The following is a 22,827-nucleotide window of genomic DNA, read 5'->3' as shown; positions in this document are numbered from 1 at the left end:
TTTATGTCCCTTCCCCTTTTTTTAATCGCTGGTTATCCGGTGAATCTTCAAGCTCAAGCTGGTTAGAGCATTTTTTTGCAAAAGCGCTGCAAGGCCATCCATGGCCCGCTCTCAAACGGTATCCCTACCGATTGGAAGTTTTGCAAAAAACACTCCCAACCATCTTTCGTAACATTGATGTCGCTTTTCGATACTTGCTTCTACCAATGTAATGTGGCTGAATTTAAATTTTCGACTTAAGAATTGCGTACAATCAAATACAGCGATGAAGTTGGTTATTCTGGTGTTTGGGAGTTGGAGACAGTGAGCCAACCTCCAATTACATGGAGGTAATTGGCGAGCGACCACGGATGGCTTGAAGCGTTTGGCGAAGTGACTGCAACTTCCAAGCGCCTGTGCACCTAATTTTAAGCGATCAACTCAAGGGTGTTGCTGTATAGCACTACTATTAGAAAGTGTTCGGTCTAGACGCAATATCAGACAGCTTCCTAGTCAACTGCTCAAAATCACTGACACTTTCAAAATCACTAAATGAGTTAGCAGGCTTTTTACTATCCGGGTTTTCAACCGCTATATTAAAAGCGATGCCAAATTTCTTTGCCGCGGTTAATACTGGCAAACTATCGTCAATAAATAAACAACGGCGCTTATCAAACTTTAAATGACGTTCAGCGGCTTGCCAAAATTCTTGCTGCTCTTTGCAAAAACCATAATCATGGCTGCTCACAATCTCATCAAAATATCGATCAATACCGGTTTTATCAAATTTAAGCTGCATGCCTGCAGGGTGTGAATTGGTTAATAAAATCACCCGGCAATGTGATTGTTGTAGACTTTGCAAAAACTCAGTCACACTTGGGCGAATTTCAATTAAATGGGTGATCTCCTGTTTAAGTTCAACAATATCCACTTGTAACTGCTGTGCCCACCAGTCAAAACAATACCACTGCAATTTCCCCTGCATTTCTGCATACATTTGGTGTAAGCGGTTTTCAATGCTGAGTACATCCACATTAAAAATTTGTGCGTAGCGTTTGGGTAGATGTTGTAACCAAAAATAATTGTCAAAATGTAAATCGAGTAGGGTGCCGTCCATATCTAACAACACAGTGTCGATATCTTGCCATTGCAGCGTCATAATTAATGTTATACTTTCAAACAAAATTTACATGAGTATATCAAAGCAATGAAAAAAGGACTCGAAGAAAAAATATTGCCGGAAATTTTAGACTCAGAAGTTGTCGCGCAAAGCCGACTGTTTCGTATAGAAACCTTACAGCTAAAATTTAGTAATGGCGAAGAGCGCGAATACGAAAGATTACGTGGAAATCGCAAAGGCAGTGGTGCTGTGATGATGGTGCCTATGTTGGATGATGAAACCTTTATTTTGGTGCGCGAATACGCAGCTGGTACACACGATTATCAGCTAGGTTTCCCAAAAGGTTTAATTGACCAAGGTGAAACACCTGAGCAAGCGGCTGACCGCGAGTTACAAGAAGAGATAGGTATGGGCTGTAAAGAAACAGTTTCGCTGAAAAGTTTAACTATGGCACCAGGATATTTCCGTTCTAGCATGCATATTTTGTTAGCAAAATCACTTTATCCGCAAAAACTTGAGGGAGATGAGCCAGAACCCTTGGATATTGTGCCTTGGTCAGTCCATAATATAGATGAACTGCTGGCGCGCGAAGACTTTACCGAAGCCCGAAGTGTTGCCGCTCTATTTTTAGCGAGAAAATATTTTAAGACAACCAATGAGACCTGATCCAGCCGAGTTATTGGACGACGTAAAAACAATCGCCTATCAAGCAGGCGAAGCCATTATGGCTATATACAACGAAGGTGATTTTGATCTTTATCAAAAAGACGACGAATCACCAGTCACTTCTGCTGACTATGCAGCCAATGAAGTATTGACTGAAGGTTTGCAAAAGCTCACACCAAGTATCCCTATTTTGTCAGAAGAGTCATGTGAATTTTCTTTTACAGAAAGGAAAACCTGGCAGGCTTATTGGTTATTAGACCCTATGGACGGGACGCAAGAGTTTGTATCACGCAGTGGTGACTTTGCGGTGAATATAGCTCTAGTTGTAGAAGGTGAACCTGTGCTTGGGGTTATTTATTGGCCAACTCAAGGCACTTGGTATTATGCCATTAAACAACAAGGTGCATTTAAGCAGGTTGGTCAAAATATAGAATCAATTCATGTGACTAAATATTCGCGTAAAGACTTCACCACGGCTGATTTGCGTCTAGCTGTATCGCGAGTACAGAAGTCTAATACGGTTGGCCAATATTTGGTTGACGCTGAGCAACACCAAAAAGTCGCACTTGGTAGCTGTTCGCTAAAAAGCTGTATGATAGCTGAAGGTGGTGCAGATTTTTATTTGCGTGTAGGCCCTACGGGTGAGTGGGACACCGGGGCGAGCCACTGTATTTTGCGTGAAGCCGGTGGTAACATTTTAGATAGCGAATTTAATGCGTTAAGCTATAACCAACGTGAAACTTTAGCCAACCCAGATTTTATCGTGATTGGTGACAGAAAAGTAGATTGGAAAAAAGTAATCATTCCTCACAAGACTCAAAGGACATTATAACAATGAAATTGCGCGCACTTTTAATTTCAGCAGCACTTGGTTTAGCTTTTGCAAACCAAGCTTTTGCCGGCTGGAAATTAGATGAACAAACTTCTCAATTGAATTTTTTATCGACTAAAAAAGCACAAATTATTGAACAGCATTCTTTCAAAAAAGTTTCGGGTAAAGTCGCTGATAATGGTCAAGTTGAATTGACTATTGATTTAAGCTCGGTTGAAACGAATATTCCAATTCGTAACGAACGTATGCAAAAATATTTGTTTGAAACAGACAAATTTGCCAATGCGACAATTAGTGCAAAAGTTGATAGCAGTGTGTTAACTAATTTAGCTGTTGGCGAGCCAAAAACATTAGAGTTAGTTGCTCAGCTAGAGCTTCATGGTCATAAACAGGATTTATCCCTAGCTGTCTCTGTAATTAAAGGCAATAACGGCCAATTATTTGTCAATAGTCTTGGCTCTGTGATTATTAATGCCGCAGATTTTTCATTGATAGAAGGTATTAATAAACTGCAAGAATTAGCAGGATTACCATCTATTACTTATTCTGTACCTGTTAGTTTTAATTTAGTTTTTGCCGCTGAGTAATTTATATGTCTGAATTTAAACATATTAGTTGTCAGCAAGTAGCTGAACTTCAAGAGACTGATGATATTAAAATAGTCGACATTCGTGATGAAGCTTCATTTAACTCAGCGCATATTGAAGGCGCGTATCATTTAACCAATGGCACATTAAACGCCTTTATGGCGGAAGCAGACTTTGACCAGCCGGTTATTGTTGTTTGTTACCATGGCGTTTCTAGCCAAGGGGCGGCGCAGTATATCGCACAGCAAGGCTTCGAAGACGTTTATAGTATGGACGGTGGTTTCGAAGCTTGGCGTAAAGAACTACCTTTTGTTCAGTCTGCTGAATAAACGAGAATCTGTTTGAGACATCTAGCTACATTCGCCGACTTACGGACTGCTAAGGCGGTTGCTGACTATTTACAAACTCAACAAATAAAAAATGACATCAGCCCTGATGAAAAGGGCTGGTCGTTATTTATTCTTGATGATGCTCAGCTTGAGCAAGCACAACAAGAATTAGAAGCCTTTTTAAATAACCCTTATGATCAAAAATATCTAGATGCTTCTTGGATCCGTAGCCAAAATGCGCAGGTATATCCAAAATCGACCAAACAAAACAAACTGACACGACAAATATTGCGAGGCACAGGGATCATGACCCGTTTAGTTGCGCTTATGGTGATTGGAATTTTTACACTGCAAATGGTCGGCTTTCATCCTTGGATTTACCAATATTTAGGTTTCCCTGTTACTTTAGCTAGCCTAGATTTTATCGAAATATATAGGTTGATTACACCAGCTTTAATGCACGGCAGCCTAGTTCACTTGCTGTTTAATGTTTTTTGGTGGATATGGTTAGGTGGCAAACTCGAATTAGAAAAAGGCGGTGCTTTTATCGTTAATCTATTTCTAGCTTCTGCTTTGGCGGCTCATTTGTGCCAATTTAGTATCGAAAATGCTTCGTTTCTTGGTCTATCAGGGGTCGTGTATGGCTTGTTAGGCTATGCTTGGATCGCCGGAAAATTGGGTAAACTTAAACTGTATATTCCTGACGGCGTATTTATTATGATGCTGTTGTGGTTGGTGATTGGTTTTGCTGGTGTACTACCTATTCCAATGGCTAATTGGGCACACTTAGGTGGTATGTTGGCTGGTGTCGCGTGGGCTTGGTTTGAAAAGCCCACAAAGCCAGTTTAGTGATATAAATAATTGGTAAATAACACGTCTTTAATCAACTCTTGCCCTGTTTCTTTTTGCAATAAACTTTTTACTTTGCTTGCACAGAGTTTGCGCACTTCTTCTCTACCTGTCAAAGATTTAATCTTTTCTTCGGGCTCTTGACCTAAAATCTCTACAATAGCGTCTCTGAGTAGAGGGGAGTGGTGTTCCACAACATCCAAGTATGAGGCGTCAATCAGCATTAATTCTACCGTGATCCTGACGTAACCTGGTTTCTTTTTAGTTGTAATGTAATTTGTGATGATGTCCGGCTCAAACCCAAAATAAGCGTATTTGTCTTCCTGAGCAAAAGTTGCTTTGTGCATAAATAACAAAGCCAGTAATGGAACCCAGCTAAGGTGTTTTAATCGCATGTATCAATTCGCCATTTTTACAAAAGTTATCTGTTGACTAGTATAGCTGAAAGCTTAGTAAAAGTGTTTACTTTCCAATGCAGCTCAAGGTTATTCTATACCAGTTTATTTGTTTGACTCTAGTTAAACCTTTTATAACTGGTATCATATTGCACGCGAATTTAAACTTTATAGGTAAGGGGAACTGAGTGCTTTATAGCTTTCCACTAGGAGACGAAACAAATTGGTTGAAAAAGGTTAACTGTAACAGCTCTGTGTGGTCGTGGTTAACTGATGAGTCTTCACTAACGGCAAAGCTTAAATCTTATAATGCAAACTTTTCTTTAACCTTGTTAGGCCAAGGCTGGCAACAGAGCCAACAAAGCAGCGACAGTTATTTAGCCAGAGAGGTGTTACTGAATTGTTCTGGGGTTGCTTGGGTTTATGCGCATACACGTATTCCTAAAAGCAGTTTATCTGCGCAAAATCAATTTTTGACCCAGCTAGAAAACAAGCCTTTGGGTGAAGCCATTTTTCAGCAACAAGGTTTAAGCCGAGCTGCCATTGAATTTGCTGAATATACATGTGAGCAGAATGTGTGGCTTTTTGCCGAAGCTAGGCGTAGCAACAAAACGTCGGCAATGCCCCAAAAGTTGTTTGGCCGCCGTTCTACTTTTTTGGTGAATCAACTACCTATATATGTCAGCGAAATATTTTTACCGGACAGTCCATTGTATTTATGAATCAATTAAATGCCTATATACGTTTAACCCGTTTAGATAAGCCCATCGGCACCTACTTACTTCTATGGCCAACTCTGTGGGCGTTAATTGCTGCCGCACAAGGCATACCAGACTGGTCACTATTAGTAATTTTTTCTTTAGGTGTGATAGTGATGCGCAGCGCAGGTTGTGTGATCAATGATTATGCCGATCGCAAAGTGGACGGGCATGTTAAGCGGACAAACTCGCGGCCCTTAGTTGATGGCTCTTTGACTGAAAAACAAGCGCTAGCAGCTTTTTTTGTTTTGTTGTTAGTTGCATTGGTATTGGTGCTATTTTTAAATTACCAAACCATACTTTTGTCGTTTGTCGCGCTATTCCTTGCAACTTTGTATCCCTTTATGAAGCGCTACACACATTTACCTCAGGTATTTTTAGGCGCAGCTTTTAGTTGGGCAATACCTATGGCCTTTATGGCCACATTAGAGACTATTCCGGCTGTTGCCTGGTGGTTATTTAGCGCAAATTTGTTGTGGACAGTTGCCTACGATACCTTGTATGCCATGGTTGATAGGGATGATGATTTAAAGATAGGGGTTAAATCAACTGCTATTTTATTTGGTCGATTTGATAAATTAATTGTATTTGTATTACAGTTATTGATGCTGGCCTGCTGTTTTCAAGCTGGCATTATGTTGTCACTACAACCCGTTTATTTTATGACTTTAGGTTTAAGTTTAGGGCTGTTTATTGCGCACCAAGTTAGTATTAAGAAGCGTGAGCGTGATGCGTGTTTTGCCGCGTTTAAACAGAATCATTATGTGGGGTTATTGATTTTGTTTGGATTGGTTTTTTCGTATATTTAACGGCTCCAAGCTTTGTGAGGTTTTGCGGCTGAGATTCCATTTATCTTATCAACTTTATTTTTACTTGCAGATAGAGCTGTAAATTATTGATGCCTCAACTCTGAGGACTGAGCTGAGGTTTCTAAAAGCAGACCGTACAAATCTTGGATGATTTGTTTCGAGCCCATAGAGATGTGTTTACGGCGTGTCTGCGTTAGAAATTTTAGCTCAGACCGAATATGTAGCACTTAGCCCAAGTGTCAGATAAGTTAATCGATTATCGAAAAAAATCATTATTTTTATGCAACTGAGCTTCTATTTCAAATTCATCCATTTGTGGGTTCAAGGCATCAACTGCTTCACCAGCAATTTTGTGGCTTTCGCTTGCCCATTCACCTAAATCAATTAACTTGCAGCGTTCACTGCAAAAAGGTCTAAATTGGTTATCAGAAACCCATTCTACTTGGGTTTGGCAGGTTGGACAGGCGACTTTGCTTGGCATAATTGGCTCTAACACTCATGATTAATAAGTTAGATTTTAACAGGTCGCCAAACTAAATTTAAGCGCATGTTGGCAAGCAGATTTATTTTGTTGTCGATCATTTTGCATAAATCGAATGGCAAAACGGTTTTTGTGGCCACTTACCGTTGGATAATAAGGGCTGTCGGTTGGAAGCTTAATGCGCAGCAGTTCGACGTTTTCAACAGTATCTTGATACAAACCAGCTTCAGCTTGGCAATTAGCGAAGTTAGCCTTTTCGCGTACCATGCGCAAATCTAATTCAATAACAGTTTGTAAAATGTCGAGTTCATTCAACCAAGCTTGTTGATTCTGTTGTATGGTATCAATAGATTGATTTAACCATTGGTGCATGTGTGGTAAGTCAAAACAGCAACTGCCACCAGGAATTGAGAATCTTTGTTTAATGGATGATAAAAATTTATCGTCGCGTAAGCTTTGACCAAGCTTATTGCTTGACATCAAGCGGCTGGACATTTCAACTACTGAACTTAATAACTGCTGAAGCGCGTCGTTATTTACGCTCGGGTGTTGTGCCCAAGCAACTAACTGCTTTTCGTGTTTCTCTAAATCTTTCAACAAATCTGATTTTAAATCACCACGTTCGATAATATCTAAAATAGCGAAAAGCGCACTGAAAAAGTCAAGAATAGCCCACTGCTCACCATGACCACATTGATGGTCGAGCCGATTCAATAGATGTTCAATACGCAAGTATGTGCGTATTTTTTCATTGAGAGGAAATTCGTAGAGTATTTCAGTCATAGTGACAAACAGTATCTATCCCTGATTCAACCAGAAATTGTTATAATTTATCCAATAGCTTAACTTAAAGCTTTCAATTTAGCCAATTCTAAATACTTTTGATGTAATGATAAGCAATCTTGTTTAATTTGGCTGATAGGCAACTCTGTATTTATCACATCATTTGCCAAAGATAGGCGCTTGGCGCGGGATATTTGTTTATCCATAATACTTAAAATAAGTTGTGGTGAATTATTATCTCTTGTTACAGCTCGACTCAATTGAGTTTGTGGTAAACAATCTGTTACTAAAACTCTATCTGTCATAGCCTGTAAGTTGTTTTCAAGTAATAACGGCACAATTAACAAACAATAGGGTGATTGAGCTTGCTGACAATTTTGCTGCATTTTTTCGCGAATAAGTGGATGAAGCAAATTATCTAACCATGCTTTAGCTGCCGGTTTAGTGAAAACAATTTGGCGTAGTTTTGTTCTATTGAGTTCACCATTCTCATCAAGAATATCATCCCCAAAGTACTGGCTAATTTGTTTAAGGGCAGGGCTGTTTGCAGCAACTAGTTCTCGCGCAATTATATCGGCGTCAACAAGGTCGATACCAAAGTCCGCAAATATATTGGCAACTGTGGTTTTGCCAGAGCCAATACCACCAGTTACTCCAATAATAAGCTGGCTCATTAACGAACCCAAGTATTCATATAAAACTCAACAATTTGTTCTTGCCAATAAAAGGCGATCCAGCCTGCAACGGCCAAATAAGGGCCAAACGGGATTGCTTGTTGCTGATCTTTGTCTTGTAAGCGCATAATCATAATCCCTGCGATTGCACCAACCACAGAAGAAATCAACACTATGAGTAACAGTGCTTGCCAACCCATCCAAGCACCTAATGCCGCGAGCAATTTGAAATCGCCAAAACCCATACCCTCTTTGCCGGTTAATAGTTTAAAGCTTTGAAAGATCGTCCATAAAATCATATAACCAGCTACAGCACCTATTACCGCATCTTCGAGTGGTACAAAGGTCGCTGATAAATTAGCAAGTAAACCTAACCAAAGCATACTGAGCGTAAGCTGGTCGGGCAGCAACATGGTATCAAAGTCAATAAAACACATGCTTATGAGTAAATAACTAAAAAGTAACGCCCATAGCGTTTGTTCACTAAAGCCAAACTGAATAGCTGCGACCATACCCGCTATGGCAGTTAACACTTCTATAAATGGATAACGGAAGGAAATAGAAGTCTGACAGTTATTACATTTACCTTTTTGCACTAGATAAGACAAAACAGGTATGTTTTGCCAAGGTTTGACTGGGCTTTTGCAACTCGGGCAATGTGAATGTGGAAAAACTAAATTAAACCTATCTGTAGGGATATCAATCGGCAGTTTCACCCCTTCATCCTCAAACAATAATTGGCACTCACGTTTCCAATCTCGTTCTAACATAATAGGCAATCTGTATATCACTACGTTTAAGAAGCTGCCAACCAACAAACTAAACAAGCCAACAAAAATGATCCAGGCAACTGGATAGTGTTCAAAATAGCCAAAAAATAGTTCCATTCATTATCCAACAATTTTACCCATTTGGAAGATTGGTAAATACATAGCGACAATTAAGCCACCAATAACTACCCCTAAAAATGCCATTATCATAGGCTCGATTAATGCAGATAACCCATCTACTGCGTCATCTACTTCTTGTTCATAGACAGACGCAACCTTGTTAAGCATATCGTCTATTGCGCCAGATTCTTCACCTATTTGAACCATTTGAATAACCATGTCGGGGAATAACTTAGTATTACGCATAGCAATATTCATTTGCATACCCGCAGACACTTCTCCTTTTATATTCATTATGGCATTTCTATACACAGCGTTACCAGATGCACCAGCAGCTGAATCTAGCGCTTCAATTAAAGGCACGCCTGCAGCAAAGGTTGTGGCGAGTGTTCTTGAAAAACGGGCTAATGATGCTTTATTTAAAATCATGCCAAATACAGGCATCTTGAGTAGGTATGCATCAACTTTATCGCGCAGCTTTCGACTGTTTTTGTAACTACGTGCAAATAAAAATGCTCCTATGGCTAAAGCGATCGCCAATTTGGGGCCATGCAGTTGCAGAGTGTTAGACATGCCAATGACCATTAAGGTAAAAGCAGGCAATTCCGCACCAAAGCTTGAAAATATTTGTTCAAATTGTGGTACAACAAAAACTAATAGAATAATCGTAACAATTGAAGCGATAATTAAAACAGCTGCAGGGTAAGTCATAGCTTTTTTGATTTTAGATTTAAGCGCTTCTGATTTTTCTTTATAGGTAGCGATTCTGTCATAAATACCTTCAAGCGCACCTGATTGTTCGCCTGCCATCACAAGATCACAATACAAATCGTCAAAGTATTTAGGGTGTTCACGCAATACTTCATTTAATGGTGTACCCGACTGTATACCTAAACCAACCTCAGATAATAATTGGCGCATATTGGCGTTTTCATTGCCTTTGGAAATTAAGTCAACTGATTGAACAAGCGGAACACCAGCACTCAACATAGTCGCGAGTTGGCGGGTGACTACGGCGATATCTTTGGAAGTGATTTTTTTTGCACCGCCACCAAATAAAGGTTTGGGTTTCTTTTTTAACTTAGTTGGATTAACCCCTTGCTGTTTTAGTGTTTCTTTGGCTGCTTTGATATTTTCCGCGGGTAATTCACCATTTACTTTTAAACCGCGGCGATTGACCCCTTGCCAAATAAAGATATCTTGTTCAACAACCTTAGGTTTTTTAGTTGACTTCTTTTTTGTGACAGCCATAAATAATTCCTACTGCTTCCCTATTGGCAGCCAAAGCTCGTAGGTATCTAACGGCTTTGGAGCATATCAATATAACAATTAATAACTGGTTACTCGACTAACTTCACCTAAACTGGTTAATCCTGCGACCGCTTTTTGAATACCTGATTGACGTAAATTAGGTACTCGTTCTTTTTGCGCTTGGGCGGCAATTTCAAGCGAGTTACCTTCACGCATAATAATCGATGCCATATCTTGGCTTATTGGCATAACTTCATATATACCTACACGCCCCTTAAAACCAGCCGAACACAATTCACAACCTACTGGTTCATACAAGGTTAAGTCAGTTAGTTGTTCTTGGGTAAAACCAAAATCAATAAGTTCTTTATCCGTTGGTAATGTTTCCAACGGCGATTTACAGTGTTTGCATAAACGCCGTGCTAAGCGCTGCGCGATAATTAAACTGACAGAGCTGGCAATATTAAAGCTAGGTACACCCATATTGAGCAGACGTGTTAAAGTTTCAGCTGCTGAGTTAGTATGTAAAGTTGACAATACCAAGTGACCTGTTTGCGCCGCTTTTATCGCGATTTCAGCAGTTTCTAAATCACGAATTTCACCAACCATTACAATATCTGGATCTTGACGTAAAAACGAACGTAAGGCTTCAGAGAAAGTTAAACCTGCTCTGGGGTTCATTTGTACTTGATTGATGCCCTCTAAATTTATTTCAACTGGGTCTTCGGCAGTAGAAATATTACGTTCAGGTGTATTCAGAATATTCAAACCAGTATACAGAGAAACAGTTTTACCACTACCTGTTGGGCCTGTCACTAGAATCATACCTTGTGGTTTGTTTAGGGCATCCAAATACAGCTGTTTTTGTGCTTTTTCGTAACCCAATACATCTATCCCAAGCATAGCACTGCTTGAGTCTAGAATACGCATTACGATTTTTTCACCCCACAGAGTTGGCAGGGTAGATACACGAAAATCAATTGATTTATTTGCTGATATTTTTAATTTTATCCGCCCATCTTGCGGTTTACGTTTTTCTGCAATATCTAACCGTGACATTACTTTTAGACGGGCTGCTAAACGGGTAGACAAATTGACGGGCGGTGCGGCCACTTCATGCAAGATACCATCGATACGAAAGCGAATACGGTAACTTTTTTCGTATGGCTCAAAATGCAAATCAGAGGCACCGCGGCGGATAGCATCGAGTAATATCTTATTAATGTAAACAATGATAGGCGCATCATCATTACTGGCTGTTTCTGCTGTATCTTCAGTTTTATCTTCGCCTACTTCTATGCCGGATAATTCTTGTTCGTCAAAATCATCTAGATTAAGTTGACCCTCTTCTGAAGCATAAGCTGTTTCGAGCGCTTTGTGTAATTTTGACGCTTCAACACATAAATATTCAACGTTGTAGCCTGTACTAAATTGAAAATCTTCTTGTGCACTAACATTTGACGGGTTAACTGTCGCTAAAAATAACGTGCGGCCACGTAAAAAAATAGGTAATACTTGGTGTTTTTCCGAAAGTTTTTCTTTCAGCAGGTCTTCTTTAATTGATGCAACATCAAAGTAACTTAAATCGAAATAAGGTGTGTGGTAGCGCTGGGAAACTTCACTGGCTAATTCATTTTCTGTGTACCAGCCTTGTTCGCGAATAAACTGTGCTGCTTCTATATAAGTTTTTACGTTTTTTTGTTTTAGTTCTTCTTGTTGGTGAAGGTCTAAAATTCCAGTTGCGAAAAGTCGAAAATCTAGTGCTGCCATGCTAAACCTCAAATATCTATAGCTTAAATACTAACATAGCAATTTGTGCGTGGAGAAGTGGTAGGATAAAAATAAAGCGAGCAAGGCTCGCTTTATTTGTCAGTATTCTTACTTGATTATTTAAGCTGCGGTACAATCGTTGTCAGTTGTACTAGCTTCTGCTCGAGTCCAAGTAATATTGTTATTAGCTGTATAATCAGGAGTGTTCGTGATTAAAAGATCAGCTGTATCATTTTGGTCAAGATCCATTTTTATGCGGATCACACCATCTACTACAGTAGAACATTTTACTCGGGTGTTACCTGTTGTAGTAACTGCCGACACTGCATCAGGAATGTTGTTGCCACCGGCATCGCAAGCACCTAGAGCATTAGCTTCAGTTTGGCCTGATGCTATTTGAGTGGTCAAACATGCTGCTACGAAAGGAACTAGAGCTTCTGCTGCCTTATCACCTTCGCCTTTTTTAGCCGATTCAAAATAATCATTATAAGCTGGTACAGCTACTGCAGCCAAAATACCGATAATCGCTACAACGATCATTAATTCTATTAGGGTGAAACCTTTATTACTGCTTCGTTTCATTTTTAAATCTCCGATATATAAAGTCCTGGTTTACTGCCGAGTCCATTTGGCCACCTAATTGACCCCGGTCTGGCATTAACTTTACATTAGAATACAAATTCCAATTACACAAGTCCGACTTGAAAAATTCATAACTAAATTTTTACTTAACCAAGACTTTGTGAACTCATTCGCTAATTTGCCTATTTATTTGGACGTTTTTTAGGCTAAACGCTGTTTCGTCTTGCAATTTGTATGTTTATGATTACTGCAGTGGCGCTGTTCTGCCAACATAAATGAACAAAATTTGTTTTAGCGCAAACTTGTGTTGAGTTTGTTTGCTGCTTTGTTGGCAACAAAGTGGCATAATGCTTTTATCCAACTTGGTTGGTACAAATTAATTTTAAAACTCCGAAGCCTAATAAGCTAAGTCCGCAGATATGCAAATTAGGCCGCAAATGAGGGTTTGTTAATCAAACTCAAAATTTTGCCAGGGTTAGCGTAGAAATATTCTAGCCTCCCGCATTTGGAAAGGTGTTTATGTTACAAGATAAAATGGGGCGAAAATTTCATTACCTTCGCCTGTCGATCACAGATGTGTGCAACTTCAAGTGCACCTATTGTTTGCCTGATGGTTATCAGTGCGATACACCTCGTGACTTTCTGTCCACAGCAGAAATTGGCAATTTAGTCAGTACTTTTGCCAAACTCGGCACCAGCAAAATCCGCATTACAGGTGGAGAACCCGCTCTGCGCAAAGATTTACCGCAAATCATTAAGCTGTGCCGAGAACAAGCTGGTATCACAGATGTTGCTTTAACCACAAATGGATTCAACTTAGAACGCAATATTGCTAAATGGGTTAAGGCGGGTTTAACTTCGCTTAATGTATCTATTGATAGTTTAGACCCTAATATGTTTAACGCGATCACTGGCCACGATAAGTTAAAAAGTATTTTGGCCGGCTTAGACAAAGCACAACAACTTGGGCTGAAAAAAATCAAGATTAACGCTGTACTGATGCGCCAATATAACGGCAATGACGTGCAAACTTACATTGATTGGTTAAAAGATAAGCCTTACACCTTAAGATTTATCGAGTTAATGCAAACTGGCGATAATCTGCAATTTTTTAAACAGAATCACATCAGTGGCACTGACATTAAACAAAGTTTGTTACAGCAAGCTTGGTCTCCGGTTATTCGTGATAAATCAGCTGGCCCCGCCGAGGAATTCTACCACCCAGACTATCAAGGGCGTGTTGGTTTAATTATGCCCTATAGCAAAGACTTTTGTGCAACTTGCAATAGGCTGCGTATTAGTGCTTTGGGCAAACTCCATTTATGTTTGTTTTCCGAAGCAGGTATAGATATTCGACAGTATCTGCAGGACGAACAGCAACAGCCGGAATTAATGCAGTTATTGCAAAGCTACTTGGGCGATAAAGCGCCGAGTCATTATTTACAGCAAGGCATAACCGGCGGAACTCAGCATCTAGCTATGTTAGGTGGCTAAAGGAATTGGAATAAATGTCGCTGCATGTATTAATTTTGGCTGGTGGCCGTTCTAGCCGCATGGGTCAAGACAAGGCACAGTTAAGCATAGATAAACATCAAACCCTACTGAAACATATGCTGGCGCTAGTGGCTGAATTAGCCGCTGAGCAGGTGTATATCTCGCGGCCTTATCAGCAGCAAACAAACGATTTAACCTTAGCTGAGATGCTTGTATCTAATAGAGCTCAAGCAAAAGTCATCTACGATCCAATGGAATACCAAGGGCCGCTTGCAGGTATACAGGCCTGTTTACCGCAAGTTTCGCACTTTGATAACAAGCCAAATACCCAATTATTAGTGTTACCTATAGATATGCCAGCGTTAGAGGTAACCGACTTGCAGCAGCTAATAAAATATTCTAACCAGCAAAGTAGTGCATGTTACTTCGCACAACACTTTTTACCTGTGGTTTTTTATGATCTAGCGCAATTACAGGCATTGCTAAATCAGCTTATGCTAAGGCCTGCAAAAGAAAGATCGTTTCGAAACTTATTAAATCAAATGTCAGCGGCGAGTGTTGAAATAAAGGGCGGACAATTAAGCCGTCTGATTAATCTTAATACCCCAGAACAATGGCAAACTTATTTAGCGAATAGGAATTAATCATGGCAAAAGTATCACGTCCTTTTGAACCTTTAAATATTGCAGTATTAACGATTTCTGATACACGAGATTTTACCACTGATACGTCTGGAGAATACTTGCAGCAGGCTGCTGAAGAAACTGGCCATAAAGTGGTCGGTCGCAAAATTGTTAAAGATGATATTTACCAAATCCGCGCTGTATTATCTGAATGGATTGCATCAAGCGACGTACAAGCTGTTATTTGTACTGGAGGCACAGGTTTTACTGGGCGCGACTCTACACCTGAGGCGGTTAAACCATTATTTGACAAAGAAGTTGAAGGTTTTGGTGAGTTATTCAGACAAATTTCTTATCAAGACATTGGCACTTCTACCATTCAATCACGCGCAGTCGCTGGATTAGCCAATGGAGTGGCGATATTTTGTTTGCCTGGCTCTACAGGCGCGTGCCGGACTGGTTGGGATGGCATTATTCGCAGCCAACTAGATGCTTCACACAAACCTTGCAACTTTGTAGGCCAACTAAAAGCAGTCAATATTGGCCCTTGCCCATCTCGACAATAATAGAGGTATAAAATGGCGTTAACCCATTTAAATGAACGTGGTGAAGCTAACATGGTTGATGTTAGTGAAAAAATACCTAGTGTACGTCAAGCCCATGCTCAAGCTGTGATTAAAATGTCAGCTGAAGCTTTCGATTTGCTGACACAAGGTAAACATAAAAAAGGCGACGTATTTGCTATTGCACGAATCGCTGGTATTCAGGCTGCAAAAAAATGCGCAGATTTAATCCCTTTGTGCCATCCGCTAATGTTGTCTAAAGTACAAGTTGATTTTGAAATCGAGCAAAGCAACTGCAGTATTAAAGTACTGACCATGTGTAAATTAACAGGGCAAACGGGTGTGGAAATGGAAGCGTTAACTGCGGCATCGGTTGCTGCATTAACCATATATGATATGTGCAAAGCGGTAGATAAGCATATGCAGATAGTTGACACCAAAGTTCTAGCCAAATCTGGTGGTAAGTCTGGTGGTTGGCAACTAGCGCAGACAGACAATGAGCAAGAGAGTTAATTATGATAAAAGTTCTATTTTTTGCTCAGTTACGTGAAAATTTAGGTCGAGAAAGTGTTGAAGTTGAGCTGCAATCAAGCACTGTTGAACAATTGAAAGATTTATTGATTTCACATAATCCTGAGTGGAAAACTGCTTTGCAGCAAAAGCGCTTGTTAGTGGCGGTTAACCAAAATATGGCGCAGGATAAAACACAAATTCAATCGGGAGATGAAGTCGCATTCTTTCCACCTGTGACCGGCGGCTAAAATAATTTAGCTCAGCAGTTTGTCGCATTAGCAAAAGGCTTCTATGCTTAGTTTAAGGTAAACAACTATCTAAAATTCAAAGGAAAGAAGCCCTTGCATCAACATGAATTTGATATGACAGCTGCTGATTTTGATTATATAAAAAAGCAGCTTTATACCCATGCGGGCATAGTGCTAGGTGAACACAAAAAAGAAATGGTCTACTCGCGACTATCGCGGCGTATTCGCCAATTAAAACTAGTTAACTTTAAACAGTATTGCGACTATCTTGAAAACCACTCAGAGCAAGAACTCTCAAGCTTTGTCAACGCGCTAACTACCAATTTAACTTCGTTTTTTCGAGAAAATCACCATTTTGAGTTTTTAAAAAAACTAGCGCAAACACAGTGGCAACATGACAAAAATATGAACCGAAAAATTCGTATTTGGTCGGCAGGCTGTTCAACGGGTGAAGAACCCTATTCAATTGCGATGACACTAACTGACAGCATTAATCTAAAACAGTGGGACTGCAAAATTCTTGCAACCGACTTAGATTCAAACGTATTAAATACCGCAAAAAATGCCCAATACGATCGACGAAAGTTAGAAACTAGCCAAATACCACTTGGGTTAAAATATTTTGAAAAAAACGATGAAGGCTCATTACTGTCGGTGAATAATTCAGTACGCCAGTTAGTCCATATTAAGCGCTTAAATTTATTACAACCATCCTGGCCGATGAAAGGATTGTTTGATGTTATTTTTTGCCGCAACGTAGTGATTTATTTTGATCTTGCAACCAAAAATCAATTAATTCGCCGTTATGCACAATACTTAAAACCGAATGGTTATTTATTTATGGGGCACTCAGAAACTATGAGCCGCGATGTCACTGAGTTTAAACCTTTGGGTCAAACTATATATCAGAAGCAAGGATAGTTATGTTAGAAGTTAGACCCGCTATTAAAGGGTTCGATTCAATCAAACGTTATGTTGATAAAAGTCGTCATATTGTTGTTGCTAAAATTTTACCCGGTGAATTGTATGTGACGCGCGAGAATGAGCTGGTGTCAACTGTATTAGGTTCGTGTATTTCCGCTTGCATATGGGATGAAAAATTAGGAATTGGTGGTATGAACCACTTTATGTTGCCAGTAAAAGGGTTGCACCATATGCCAGACGACTGGAGCAATGAAATGAGTTATTCATGTCGTTATGGCCATTGGGCAATGGAATTTTTAATCAATGAAATTATAAAAAATGGTGGTATACGAAGTAATCTGCTCGCTAAAGTATTTGGTGGTGGAAAAATTGTTGCGCGAATGTCGGACGTTGGATTAGGCAATATAGATTTTATTCGTCATTATTTGCGTAACGAAGAAATTCCCGTGGTATCACATGATGTGGGTGGGCCATGGCCAAGAAAAGTGCTTTTTCACCCGAATAGTGGTGTGGCTAAAGTTAAAAGGTTAAAAGCACTGCATAATGATACAATTGAGCAACGTGAAACAGCTTACTTTAATGATATTGCCGAGCAAGATGATAGTTCGGATATAGAATTGTTCTAAAGGGTGGCAAAAGTGCGAAAATACCGAGTATTGATAGTAGATGACTCAGAATTGATGCGACATTTTTTACAACAAGTTTTAGCGTTGCATGAAGAGCTAGAGGTGGTTGGGTGTGCAGAAGACCCGTATCAAGCACGAGAAAAAGTAAAACAGCTTAACCCAGATGTTCTGACTCTAGATATTGAAATGCCAAAAATGAATGGCATTGCTTTTTTGCGCAACTTGATGCGTTTACGCCCTATGCCAGTGGTGATGATTTCCACCCTAACCGAAAAAGGTGCACCGGCCACTTTAACTGCACTTGAACTGGGGGCGCTGGATTATATTGCTAAACCAGCAACAACAGACATGTCGCAATTAACTCACTATGCAAACGAAGTTTGCCAAAAAGTATTAAATGCAGCCAAAAGTAAAGAGGCAATGTTGAGGTTAATTGCCAATGATAAGCAGCAAGCAACGCCGATTAAACAAAAGCCTCAGACTAATCATCTGTTTAAAGCCGGTCATATCATCGCAATTGGTGCATCAACAGGTGGGACAGAAGCAATTAAACGAGTAGTTTGTGATTTACCAGCCAATATGCCACCTATTGTGATAACCCAGCATATTCCGGCAATGTTTGCTACCTCTTTTGCTAAGCGTTTAGATTCGATATGTGCCATGACAGTGTATGAAGCACACGATAGGCAAAAAATCGAAAACGGCTGTATTTATCTTGCACCAGGTGATTTGCATATGTCGGTTGAAAGCAAAGCAGGTGAGTATTTTTGTCGTTTGCATAATACAGAGCCGGTTAATCGGCATAAACCTTCGGTTGAAGTGTTATTTAACTCAATTGCGCAGCTAGGTACAAACAAAGCAATAGGTGTGATGTTAACTGGCATGGGCGCAGATGGCGCACAAGCGTTATTAAACATGCGTTTAGCAGGGCAAATAACCTTAGCTCAAGATGAAAAAACCAGTGTGGTGTGGGGCATGCCGGGCGCAGCATTTAAAGTTGGCGCGACTGATGATTTGTTGCCACTGCAACATATAGGCCCGGCACTCGTGAAATTATTATCACGCCCTGGTGCTATCAAATAACCATTGATAAATGGCAAAGTTGCACCCATGTTAGCTTTTATAATTTAGAAATATATTGAGTGAGTAGAAAAAGTGGATCCATTTGGTCAAGTAACGGCTGACAATATTGTAGAAATTAACGCAGAAAATTTTCAGCAAGTAATATTGCAGGGCTCGCAACAAAAGTTAGTGGTCATTGATTTTTATGCCCAGCAAAGCCCTGAGAGTATCTCGTTATCTGAAAAATTAACTAAGCTGTTGTCGGCGTATCCTGATGCTATTACTTTAGCTAGAGTTAATTGTGAAGATCAGCAAATGCAAGCTTTGGCCATGCAATTTGGTGTACAGGCAATACCCACTGTTATTTTATTTAAAGATGGCCAAGGTATCAGCGGTTTTGCCGGAGACAAAGAGGTAGCTGAATTAGAGCAACTTTTTGCTGAGCATTTACCTAAACCAGAAGATGATTTACTCAACCAAGTGAATGAATTGATTAACGCGCAGAATTTTAACGATGCTTTGCCGTTAGCAAAACAAGCTGTAGCGCTTGATGAGAGCAGAGCTGACATTAAAAAAGCGTTAATTCATGTGTTGCTTGGGACTGGACAGAATCAAGAAGCAGAAGCTTTACTTGCTAGTATTACAATGGTTGATCAAGACGACTATTACCAGTCGTTGTTATCACAGCTAGAATTAAATAAACAAGCTGCAGAAACGCCTGAAATACAGGGGTTACGTGCTCAACTTGAAAATAATCAAGAAGATCATGCTGTACGTATTAGTTTGGCTGTGCAATTACATCAAGCGCAGCAAAATGAAGAAGCACTTGATTTGTTAATGGTTGTCTTAGTCAAAGATCTAAATGCACAAGATGGCGAAATGAAAAAAACCTTGATGGATATTTTGGCAACCATGCCTAAAGGTGATGTTGCTGCAACTAAAGTTAGACGCAAACTCTATAGCTTGTTGTATTAACTTATCGTTTGATCTGCACTATCAAGCTACCAAATTAGCCATTTGGTAGCTTAAAGAATCACTATAGCTTGTTATTCAGAGTTGAGGTCAATAAGGTTTGACTACAGCTAAAATAACCGCGGCAAATAAAATTAACACTGGCATTTCGTTGATAAAACGATAAAAACGGCCACTGCGGCGATTCAAATCTTGTTGGAAGGTTTTTAGTAATTTAAAACAATAAATGTGGTAACCGTACAACAGCGTAATTAGTAATAACTTGGTATGTAACCAGCCGCTTACTTTAAACCAGTCTAAACCGTACAGATAAATAAGCCATACGCCGAATACTCCAGTCAAAATCGCAAAGGGGGTAACAAAAAATAGCAGGCGTCTTTCCATTATTTTTAATTGTTGCTGGACGGCTAATTCAGTTGATTCTGCATGGTAAACTAACAACCGCGGAAAATAAAAAATACCAGCAAACCAAGCGACCATAAATATAATGTGGAAAGCTTTAATCCATAAAATCATCATTCTGCTACCTGAAACGAACCTTTAGTTAACCTTAATCTCAGCTGCTCCCAAGTCACTACACCTACTATATTTTCAAATTCTTCTTCAAAAATATACACTGAGCCGCTGCGCTTGTGTTGCAAAATTTCGTAAGGCTCAGCTAGGGTATAGCGTGATTCAACACCTTGTAACTCGTCAAAATTAAATGGTGAAGCAGGTTGATGATCAAGTGACACGTTATAACTGACTTGCTTGAAAACAAAACCACCGTCTACTTCTTCACGTAAAATAACTGGTCGTTTCCCCGCGCGATCGAGTGCACGGCGCAACACCATATCGTCTTTGCGTTTAACTAAAATAAAGCTGCGTTCCATAGCCGCGAGTACACCGGTTTTTTGTAATATGTCGTAGGTAGGTGGGGTTTGATAGTCGAGCTTTTGCATCTCTAACTGCAAGATAAACAAAGAACGGTTTTTGAATATTTGGCTAGATATTACGTGTGCAGATACAATTACCAGCATCGCAGGTACAACAATATCTGGGTTGTAGGTGAGTTCCAGTGCAGTTACTAAGGCTGCAAGTGGCGCGTTTAAACAGGCGGCCATAAGTGCAGCTAGGCCTAACACACCATAGATATCTGAATAGCCACTGATATTGCCGATGAAAATTGACGCCATTAACGCCAGCAAAGTACCTAACATCATGCCTAAACCTAAAATTGGGCCGATAACACCACCAGGTATACCTAAACCAATAGCGAATAAAGTAAGTAATGACTTACTGATAAATACAGTCATTAACAACTGAGCATTGCCTGTTTGCTCCTGTGCTATGGTAATTGCACCTAAGCCAGTGCCAAGTGCTTGCGGCACTAAATACCCAATAATTGCTGTGATAAAACCCGCTAGCAACAAACGTGGCAACATGTTTACTGATTTAAATGAACGGATTATTTCGATAAGTTGGCGATTAAAGGCAAAAGCGAAACATCCAACCAAAATGCCCATAAACACTAAATAGGGATAGTGATTAATATCCAGTAGCTCGATATTTAAACCACTTAAATCATGTTCATGGCCAAATACAAATCTATTCGCGGTTGCACCAACCATAGAAGCCAGCATAACAGGTACGAAGATATGTGTTTTGTATTCGCGCAGCACCACTTCCATTACAAAGATAACAGCTGCAAGTGGCGTGTTAAATGATGCAGCAATAGCCGCGGCCATACCGCATGCTGATAAAGTTCTCACTGAGTTATATGGCAGTTTGAGCCAAGAGCCTAAATAACTTGAGGCACCAGCACCGAGATGTACAGCTGGGCCTTCTCGCCCAACCGAAAATCCACTCGACATAGCGATAATACCGCCAAAAAACTGATTGATGGTATTTCGAATAGGCATCATGCCGTAAAAAGCTTTTAGGCGATAAATAACAAATGGAATACCTAACCTAAAGTGTTTAAATTGGGTGAAAACCCCAACTAGTGCAATTAAGCCCGCACCTACTAAAGGTAATAAAAAACGTTCTGCACCATTGAGTGACTGAAAGTTATCTGGTTCATCTAGGTAAATAAGTTGAATAGTTTCTAAGCACCATTGAAAAGCAACGATACAAATAGATGCACTTAAACCCGCTAATAAACCCAACACACTCAACTGTATTGAAATTTTAGGGTATGCTAATTGTTCTCTAAGATGTTTTAAGTGTTTTTCGAACGCCATTTGTGTTAGAAAAGTGCGCTAATTATTGCGTTTCCGTGCCGTGTTTTGAGTGTAACACAGACTTCATAATATGTAGACGAGTTTAACCTTTTGAAAAAACAAGTTGTAAAAAATTTCGAGATTATTTGGGCAATAAACAAAAAGTTTTTTGCCACATTGTTTGGCATGTTGTTATTGATAACTGCTGCGACTATTGGTGTTGCAATTGCGTACAAAATTTTGCAGTCAGACATTAAAGAGGTTGAGGCGCTTAATCAGACGATTGACGATAAAAACCAAACTTTATTTCAGTTAGAGCAAAAGCTTAATTTTATTCGCGTGGAGCTTGAAGTGAACAATATGAGTTTGCAAAAGTTGCAAGCTGAACTGAAACGCGTTCAGCAAGATAACACGCTATTAAAAGAAAAGCTGACTTTCTATCAGAGTGTTATGGCGCCTGAATTAACCGCTGATGGTGTTATGGTTGATGAATTATTAATTGAGCCGACGCTGATTGAAAATCAATTTAGATATAAAGTGATATTAGTGCAAACCAGCAAACAAAAGCGTTTCGCCAAAGGCTATATTAGTTTGAGTTTGCATGGCATTCAAAATGACAAAAATTTATCTATCGACTTTAAGCAATTAGCTGTCGATGACAATGATACATCATTTAGCTTTCGCTACTTTCAAATTTTAGAAGGCAATTTTGTACTGCCTGAACGCTTTACTCCAGAGCGAGTGAATTTAGCTGTGGTATTACCAAGGCGAAGTGGTCAAAGCTACAGCCGCACCGACTTAGATTATGATTGGTCACCTCAGGTGGTTCATCGAGAATAATAGTTG

Annotated in this window: 28 protein-coding genes and 1 riboswitch; of the genes, 17 read left to right on the top strand and 11 right to left on the bottom strand. The window is 39.7% G+C overall.

The genetic code is table 11. From position 1 onward, the window contains the following. Positions 1-448 precede the first annotated feature (448 nt). Entirely contained in the window at positions 449-1,138 is a 690-nt protein-coding gene (gene yrfG, locus ACMZOO_RS06065) for a GMP/IMP nucleotidase (RefSeq protein ID WP_440905828.1), read from the bottom strand. A 48-nt stretch (positions 1,139-1,186) separates the two neighbouring features. On the opposite strand from yrfG, the gene nudE reads away from it, so the two are divergent. The 5 genes from nudE to glpG are packed head-to-tail and all read left to right on the top strand — an operon-like array spanning position 1,187 to position 4,362. Further along, positions 1,187-1,765 carry an ADP compounds hydrolase NudE gene (gene nudE / locus ACMZOO_RS06060; RefSeq protein WP_016957509.1) on the top strand — a complete coding sequence of 193 codons (579 nt, stop codon included), beginning with the start codon at positions 1,187-1,189 and terminating at the stop codon, positions 1,763-1,765. Continuing rightward, complete coding sequence (gene cysQ / locus ACMZOO_RS06055) at positions 1,755-2,597, top strand: 3'(2'),5'-bisphosphate nucleotidase CysQ (protein WP_440905827.1); 843 nt, start codon at positions 1,755-1,757, stop codon at positions 2,595-2,597. The genes nudE and cysQ overlap by 11 nt, the downstream gene beginning before the upstream one ends. 2 nt (positions 2,598-2,599) lie before the next feature. After that, positions 2,600-3,184, top strand: a complete 585-nt coding sequence (locus ACMZOO_RS06050; protein ID WP_440905826.1) for a YceI family protein — start codon at positions 2,600-2,602, stop codon at positions 3,182-3,184. A 5-nt stretch (positions 3,185-3,189) separates the two neighbouring features. Beyond that, positions 3,190-3,513 (top strand): thiosulfate sulfurtransferase GlpE, encoded by a 324-nt coding sequence (gene glpE / locus ACMZOO_RS06045; RefSeq protein ID WP_440905825.1) that lies wholly within the window; start codon positions 3,190-3,192, stop codon positions 3,511-3,513. 12 nt (positions 3,514-3,525) lie between these two features. Further along, positions 3,526-4,362 (top strand): rhomboid family intramembrane serine protease GlpG, encoded by an 837-nt coding sequence (gene glpG, locus ACMZOO_RS06040; RefSeq protein ID WP_440905824.1) that lies wholly within the window; start codon positions 3,526-3,528, stop codon positions 4,360-4,362. Here glpG and ACMZOO_RS06035 read toward each other — a convergent pair. After that, on the bottom strand, positions 4,359-4,757 hold the full coding sequence (locus tag ACMZOO_RS06035; protein WP_440905823.1) for a flagellar basal body-associated protein FliL: 399 nt from the start codon (positions 4,755-4,757) through the stop codon (positions 4,359-4,361). The genes glpG and ACMZOO_RS06035 overlap by 4 nt on opposite strands. A gap of 188 nt (positions 4,758-4,945) precedes the next feature. Between ACMZOO_RS06035 and ACMZOO_RS06030 the strand changes: the two genes are divergently transcribed. Beyond that, positions 4,946-5,479 (top strand): chorismate--pyruvate lyase family protein, encoded by a 534-nt coding sequence (locus ACMZOO_RS06030; RefSeq protein ID WP_440905822.1) that lies wholly within the window; start codon positions 4,946-4,948, stop codon positions 5,477-5,479. Beyond that, positions 5,476-6,324: a 4-hydroxybenzoate octaprenyltransferase gene (ubiA, locus tag ACMZOO_RS06025; RefSeq protein WP_440905821.1), complete on the top strand. Its 849-nt coding sequence runs from the start codon at positions 5,476-5,478 to the stop codon at positions 6,322-6,324. The genes ACMZOO_RS06030 and ubiA overlap by 4 nt, the downstream gene beginning before the upstream one ends. Before the next feature lie 256 nt (positions 6,325-6,580). Here the strand turns inward: ubiA and yacG are convergent, their stop codons facing one another. The 7 genes from yacG to ACMZOO_RS05990 form a co-directional block, all read right to left on the bottom strand. Next, positions 6,581-6,805, bottom strand: a complete 225-nt coding sequence (gene yacG / locus ACMZOO_RS06020; RefSeq protein ID WP_440905820.1) for a DNA gyrase inhibitor YacG — start codon at positions 6,803-6,805, stop codon at positions 6,581-6,583. Positions 6,806-6,841: 36 nt separating this feature from the next. Continuing rightward, complete coding sequence (gene zapD / locus ACMZOO_RS06015) at positions 6,842-7,588, bottom strand: cell division protein ZapD (protein ID WP_440905819.1); 747 nt, start codon at positions 7,586-7,588, stop codon at positions 6,842-6,844. A gap of 59 nt (positions 7,589-7,647) precedes the next feature. After that, the gene (gene coaE, locus ACMZOO_RS06010; RefSeq protein ID WP_440905818.1) at positions 7,648-8,262 is read right to left on the bottom strand and encodes a dephospho-CoA kinase; all 615 of its coding nucleotides are present in this window, start codon (positions 8,260-8,262) and stop codon (positions 7,648-7,650) included. Then, positions 8,262-9,149 carry a prepilin peptidase gene (locus ACMZOO_RS06005; protein ID WP_440905817.1) on the bottom strand — a complete coding sequence of 296 codons (888 nt, stop codon included), beginning with the start codon at positions 9,147-9,149 and terminating at the stop codon, positions 8,262-8,264. Before ACMZOO_RS06005 ends, coaE begins: the two co-directional genes overlap by 1 nt. Before the next feature lie 3 nt (positions 9,150-9,152). Beyond that, entirely contained in the window at positions 9,153-10,403 is a 1,251-nt protein-coding gene (locus tag ACMZOO_RS06000; protein ID WP_440905816.1) for a type II secretion system F family protein, read from the bottom strand. A gap of 78 nt (positions 10,404-10,481) precedes the next feature. Further along, a complete protein-coding gene (pilB, locus tag ACMZOO_RS05995; RefSeq protein WP_440905815.1) occupies positions 10,482-12,173 on the bottom strand; it encodes a type IV-A pilus assembly ATPase PilB in 1,692 nt (563 codons plus the stop codon). Positions 12,174-12,293: 120 nt separating this feature from the next. Beyond that, positions 12,294-12,755: a pilin gene (locus tag ACMZOO_RS05990; protein WP_440905814.1), complete on the bottom strand. Its 462-nt coding sequence runs from the start codon at positions 12,753-12,755 to the stop codon at positions 12,294-12,296. Between the two features lie 376 nt (positions 12,756-13,131). Then, positions 13,132-13,287: riboswitch (molybdenum cofactor riboswitch) on the top strand. Here ACMZOO_RS05990 and moaA point away from each other — a divergent pair. From moaA to ACMZOO_RS05945, 9 genes are all read left to right on the top strand, one after another. Next, complete coding sequence (gene moaA, locus ACMZOO_RS05985; protein WP_440905813.1) at positions 13,275-14,249, top strand: GTP 3',8-cyclase MoaA; 975 nt, start codon at positions 13,275-13,277, stop codon at positions 14,247-14,249. Its footprint overlaps the riboswitch before it by 13 nt. A 14-nt stretch (positions 14,250-14,263) precedes the next feature. Continuing rightward, a complete protein-coding gene (mobA, locus tag ACMZOO_RS05980) occupies positions 14,264-14,893 on the top strand; it encodes a molybdenum cofactor guanylyltransferase (protein WP_440905812.1) in 630 nt (209 codons plus the stop codon). Between the two features lie 2 nt (positions 14,894-14,895). Next, entirely contained in the window at positions 14,896-15,438 is a 543-nt protein-coding gene (gene moaB, locus ACMZOO_RS05975; RefSeq protein WP_440905811.1) for a molybdenum cofactor biosynthesis protein B, read from the top strand. A 12-nt stretch (positions 15,439-15,450) separates the two neighbouring features. Beyond that, positions 15,451-15,948 carry a cyclic pyranopterin monophosphate synthase MoaC gene (moaC, locus tag ACMZOO_RS05970; protein ID WP_440905810.1) on the top strand — a complete coding sequence of 166 codons (498 nt, stop codon included), beginning with the start codon at positions 15,451-15,453 and terminating at the stop codon, positions 15,946-15,948. Positions 15,949-15,950: 2 nt separating this feature from the next. Then, on the top strand, positions 15,951-16,196 hold the full coding sequence (gene moaD / locus ACMZOO_RS05965; RefSeq protein WP_440905809.1) for a molybdopterin synthase sulfur carrier subunit: 246 nt from the start codon (positions 15,951-15,953) through the stop codon (positions 16,194-16,196). A 93-nt stretch (positions 16,197-16,289) separates the two neighbouring features. Continuing rightward, the gene (locus ACMZOO_RS05960; RefSeq protein ID WP_440905808.1) at positions 16,290-17,117 is read left to right on the top strand and encodes a CheR family methyltransferase; all 828 of its coding nucleotides are present in this window, start codon (positions 16,290-16,292) and stop codon (positions 17,115-17,117) included. Positions 17,118-17,119: 2 nt separating this feature from the next. Further along, complete coding sequence (gene cheD, locus ACMZOO_RS05955; protein WP_440905807.1) at positions 17,120-17,746, top strand: chemoreceptor glutamine deamidase CheD; 627 nt, start codon at positions 17,120-17,122, stop codon at positions 17,744-17,746. Between the two features lie 12 nt (positions 17,747-17,758). After that, positions 17,759-18,829: a protein-glutamate methylesterase/protein-glutamine glutaminase gene (locus tag ACMZOO_RS05950; RefSeq protein WP_440905806.1), complete on the top strand. Its 1,071-nt coding sequence runs from the start codon at positions 17,759-17,761 to the stop codon at positions 18,827-18,829. A gap of 72 nt (positions 18,830-18,901) precedes the next feature. Further along, entirely contained in the window at positions 18,902-19,783 is an 882-nt protein-coding gene (locus ACMZOO_RS05945; RefSeq protein ID WP_440905805.1) for a tetratricopeptide repeat protein, read from the top strand. An 87-nt stretch (positions 19,784-19,870) separates the two neighbouring features. On the opposite strand, the gene ACMZOO_RS05940 is transcribed toward ACMZOO_RS05945, so the two are convergent. Together ACMZOO_RS05940 and ACMZOO_RS05935 are read right to left on the bottom strand one after the other, a co-directional pair. After that, a complete protein-coding gene (locus ACMZOO_RS05940) occupies positions 19,871-20,299 on the bottom strand; it encodes a CopD family protein (RefSeq protein ID WP_440905804.1) in 429 nt (142 codons plus the stop codon). Further along, complete coding sequence (locus ACMZOO_RS05935; protein ID WP_440905803.1) at positions 20,296-22,002, bottom strand: chloride channel protein; 1,707 nt, start codon at positions 22,000-22,002, stop codon at positions 20,296-20,298. Before ACMZOO_RS05935 ends, ACMZOO_RS05940 begins: the two co-directional genes overlap by 4 nt. Before the next feature lie 90 nt (positions 22,003-22,092). On the opposite strand from ACMZOO_RS05935, the gene ACMZOO_RS05930 reads away from it, so the two are divergent. Next, positions 22,093-22,821: a DUF6776 family protein gene (locus tag ACMZOO_RS05930; protein ID WP_440905802.1), complete on the top strand. Its 729-nt coding sequence runs from the start codon at positions 22,093-22,095 to the stop codon at positions 22,819-22,821. Positions 22,822-22,827 lie beyond the last annotated feature (6 nt).

The sequence above is a fragment of the Catenovulum sp. SX2 genome (genome assembly GCF_052056295.1).
Classification (GTDB): domain Bacteria; phylum Pseudomonadota; class Gammaproteobacteria; order Enterobacterales; family Alteromonadaceae; genus Catenovulum.
Note: the sequence above shows the minus strand (reverse complement) of the source record. Positions and strands in the feature narration are given on the sequence as shown.

Coding starts and splice junctions, on each gene's coding strand:
- ubiA (WP_440905821.1), top strand. CDS start 5,476: ATGAATCAATTAAATGCCTATATACGTTTAACCCGTTTAGATAAGCCC.
- moaA (WP_440905813.1), top strand. CDS start 13,275: ATGTTACAAGATAAAATGGGGCGAAAATTTCATTACCTTCGCCTGTCG.
- moaB (WP_440905811.1), top strand. CDS start 14,896: ATGGCAAAAGTATCACGTCCTTTTGAACCTTTAAATATTGCAGTATTA.
- coaE (WP_440905818.1), bottom strand. CDS start 8,262: ATGAGCCAGCTTATTATTGGAGTAACTGGTGGTATTGGCTCTGGCAAA.
- ACMZOO_RS06035 (WP_440905823.1), bottom strand. CDS start 4,757: ATGCGATTAAAACACCTTAGCTGGGTTCCATTACTGGCTTTGTTATTT.
- ACMZOO_RS05935 (WP_440905803.1), bottom strand. CDS start 22,002: ATGGCGTTCGAAAAACACTTAAAACATCTTAGAGAACAATTAGCATAC.
- mobA (WP_440905812.1), top strand. CDS start 14,264: ATGTCGCTGCATGTATTAATTTTGGCTGGTGGCCGTTCTAGCCGCATG.
- glpE (WP_440905825.1), top strand. CDS start 3,190: ATGTCTGAATTTAAACATATTAGTTGTCAGCAAGTAGCTGAACTTCAA.
- cysQ (WP_440905827.1), top strand. CDS start 1,755: ATGAGACCTGATCCAGCCGAGTTATTGGACGACGTAAAAACAATCGCC.
- ACMZOO_RS05990 (WP_440905814.1), bottom strand. CDS start 12,755: ATGAAACGAAGCAGTAATAAAGGTTTCACCCTAATAGAATTAATGATC.
- cheD (WP_440905807.1), top strand. CDS start 17,120: ATGTTAGAAGTTAGACCCGCTATTAAAGGGTTCGATTCAATCAAACGT.
- ACMZOO_RS06050 (WP_440905826.1), top strand. CDS start 2,600: ATGAAATTGCGCGCACTTTTAATTTCAGCAGCACTTGGTTTAGCTTTT.
- moaC (WP_440905810.1), top strand. CDS start 15,451: ATGGCGTTAACCCATTTAAATGAACGTGGTGAAGCTAACATGGTTGAT.
- yrfG (WP_440905828.1), bottom strand. CDS start 1,138: ATGACGCTGCAATGGCAAGATATCGACACTGTGTTGTTAGATATGGAC.
- moaD (WP_440905809.1), top strand. CDS start 15,951: ATGATAAAAGTTCTATTTTTTGCTCAGTTACGTGAAAATTTAGGTCGA.
- ACMZOO_RS06005 (WP_440905817.1), bottom strand. CDS start 9,149: ATGGAACTATTTTTTGGCTATTTTGAACACTATCCAGTTGCCTGGATC.
- ACMZOO_RS06000 (WP_440905816.1), bottom strand. CDS start 10,403: ATGGCTGTCACAAAAAAGAAGTCAACTAAAAAACCTAAGGTTGTTGAA.
- nudE (WP_016957509.1), top strand. CDS start 1,187: ATGAAAAAAGGACTCGAAGAAAAAATATTGCCGGAAATTTTAGACTCA.
- ACMZOO_RS05940 (WP_440905804.1), bottom strand. CDS start 20,299: ATGATGATTTTATGGATTAAAGCTTTCCACATTATATTTATGGTCGCT.
- yacG (WP_440905820.1), bottom strand. CDS start 6,805: ATGCCAAGCAAAGTCGCCTGTCCAACCTGCCAAACCCAAGTAGAATGG.
- zapD (WP_440905819.1), bottom strand. CDS start 7,588: ATGACTGAAATACTCTACGAATTTCCTCTCAATGAAAAAATACGCACA.
- pilB (WP_440905815.1), bottom strand. CDS start 12,173: ATGGCAGCACTAGATTTTCGACTTTTCGCAACTGGAATTTTAGACCTT.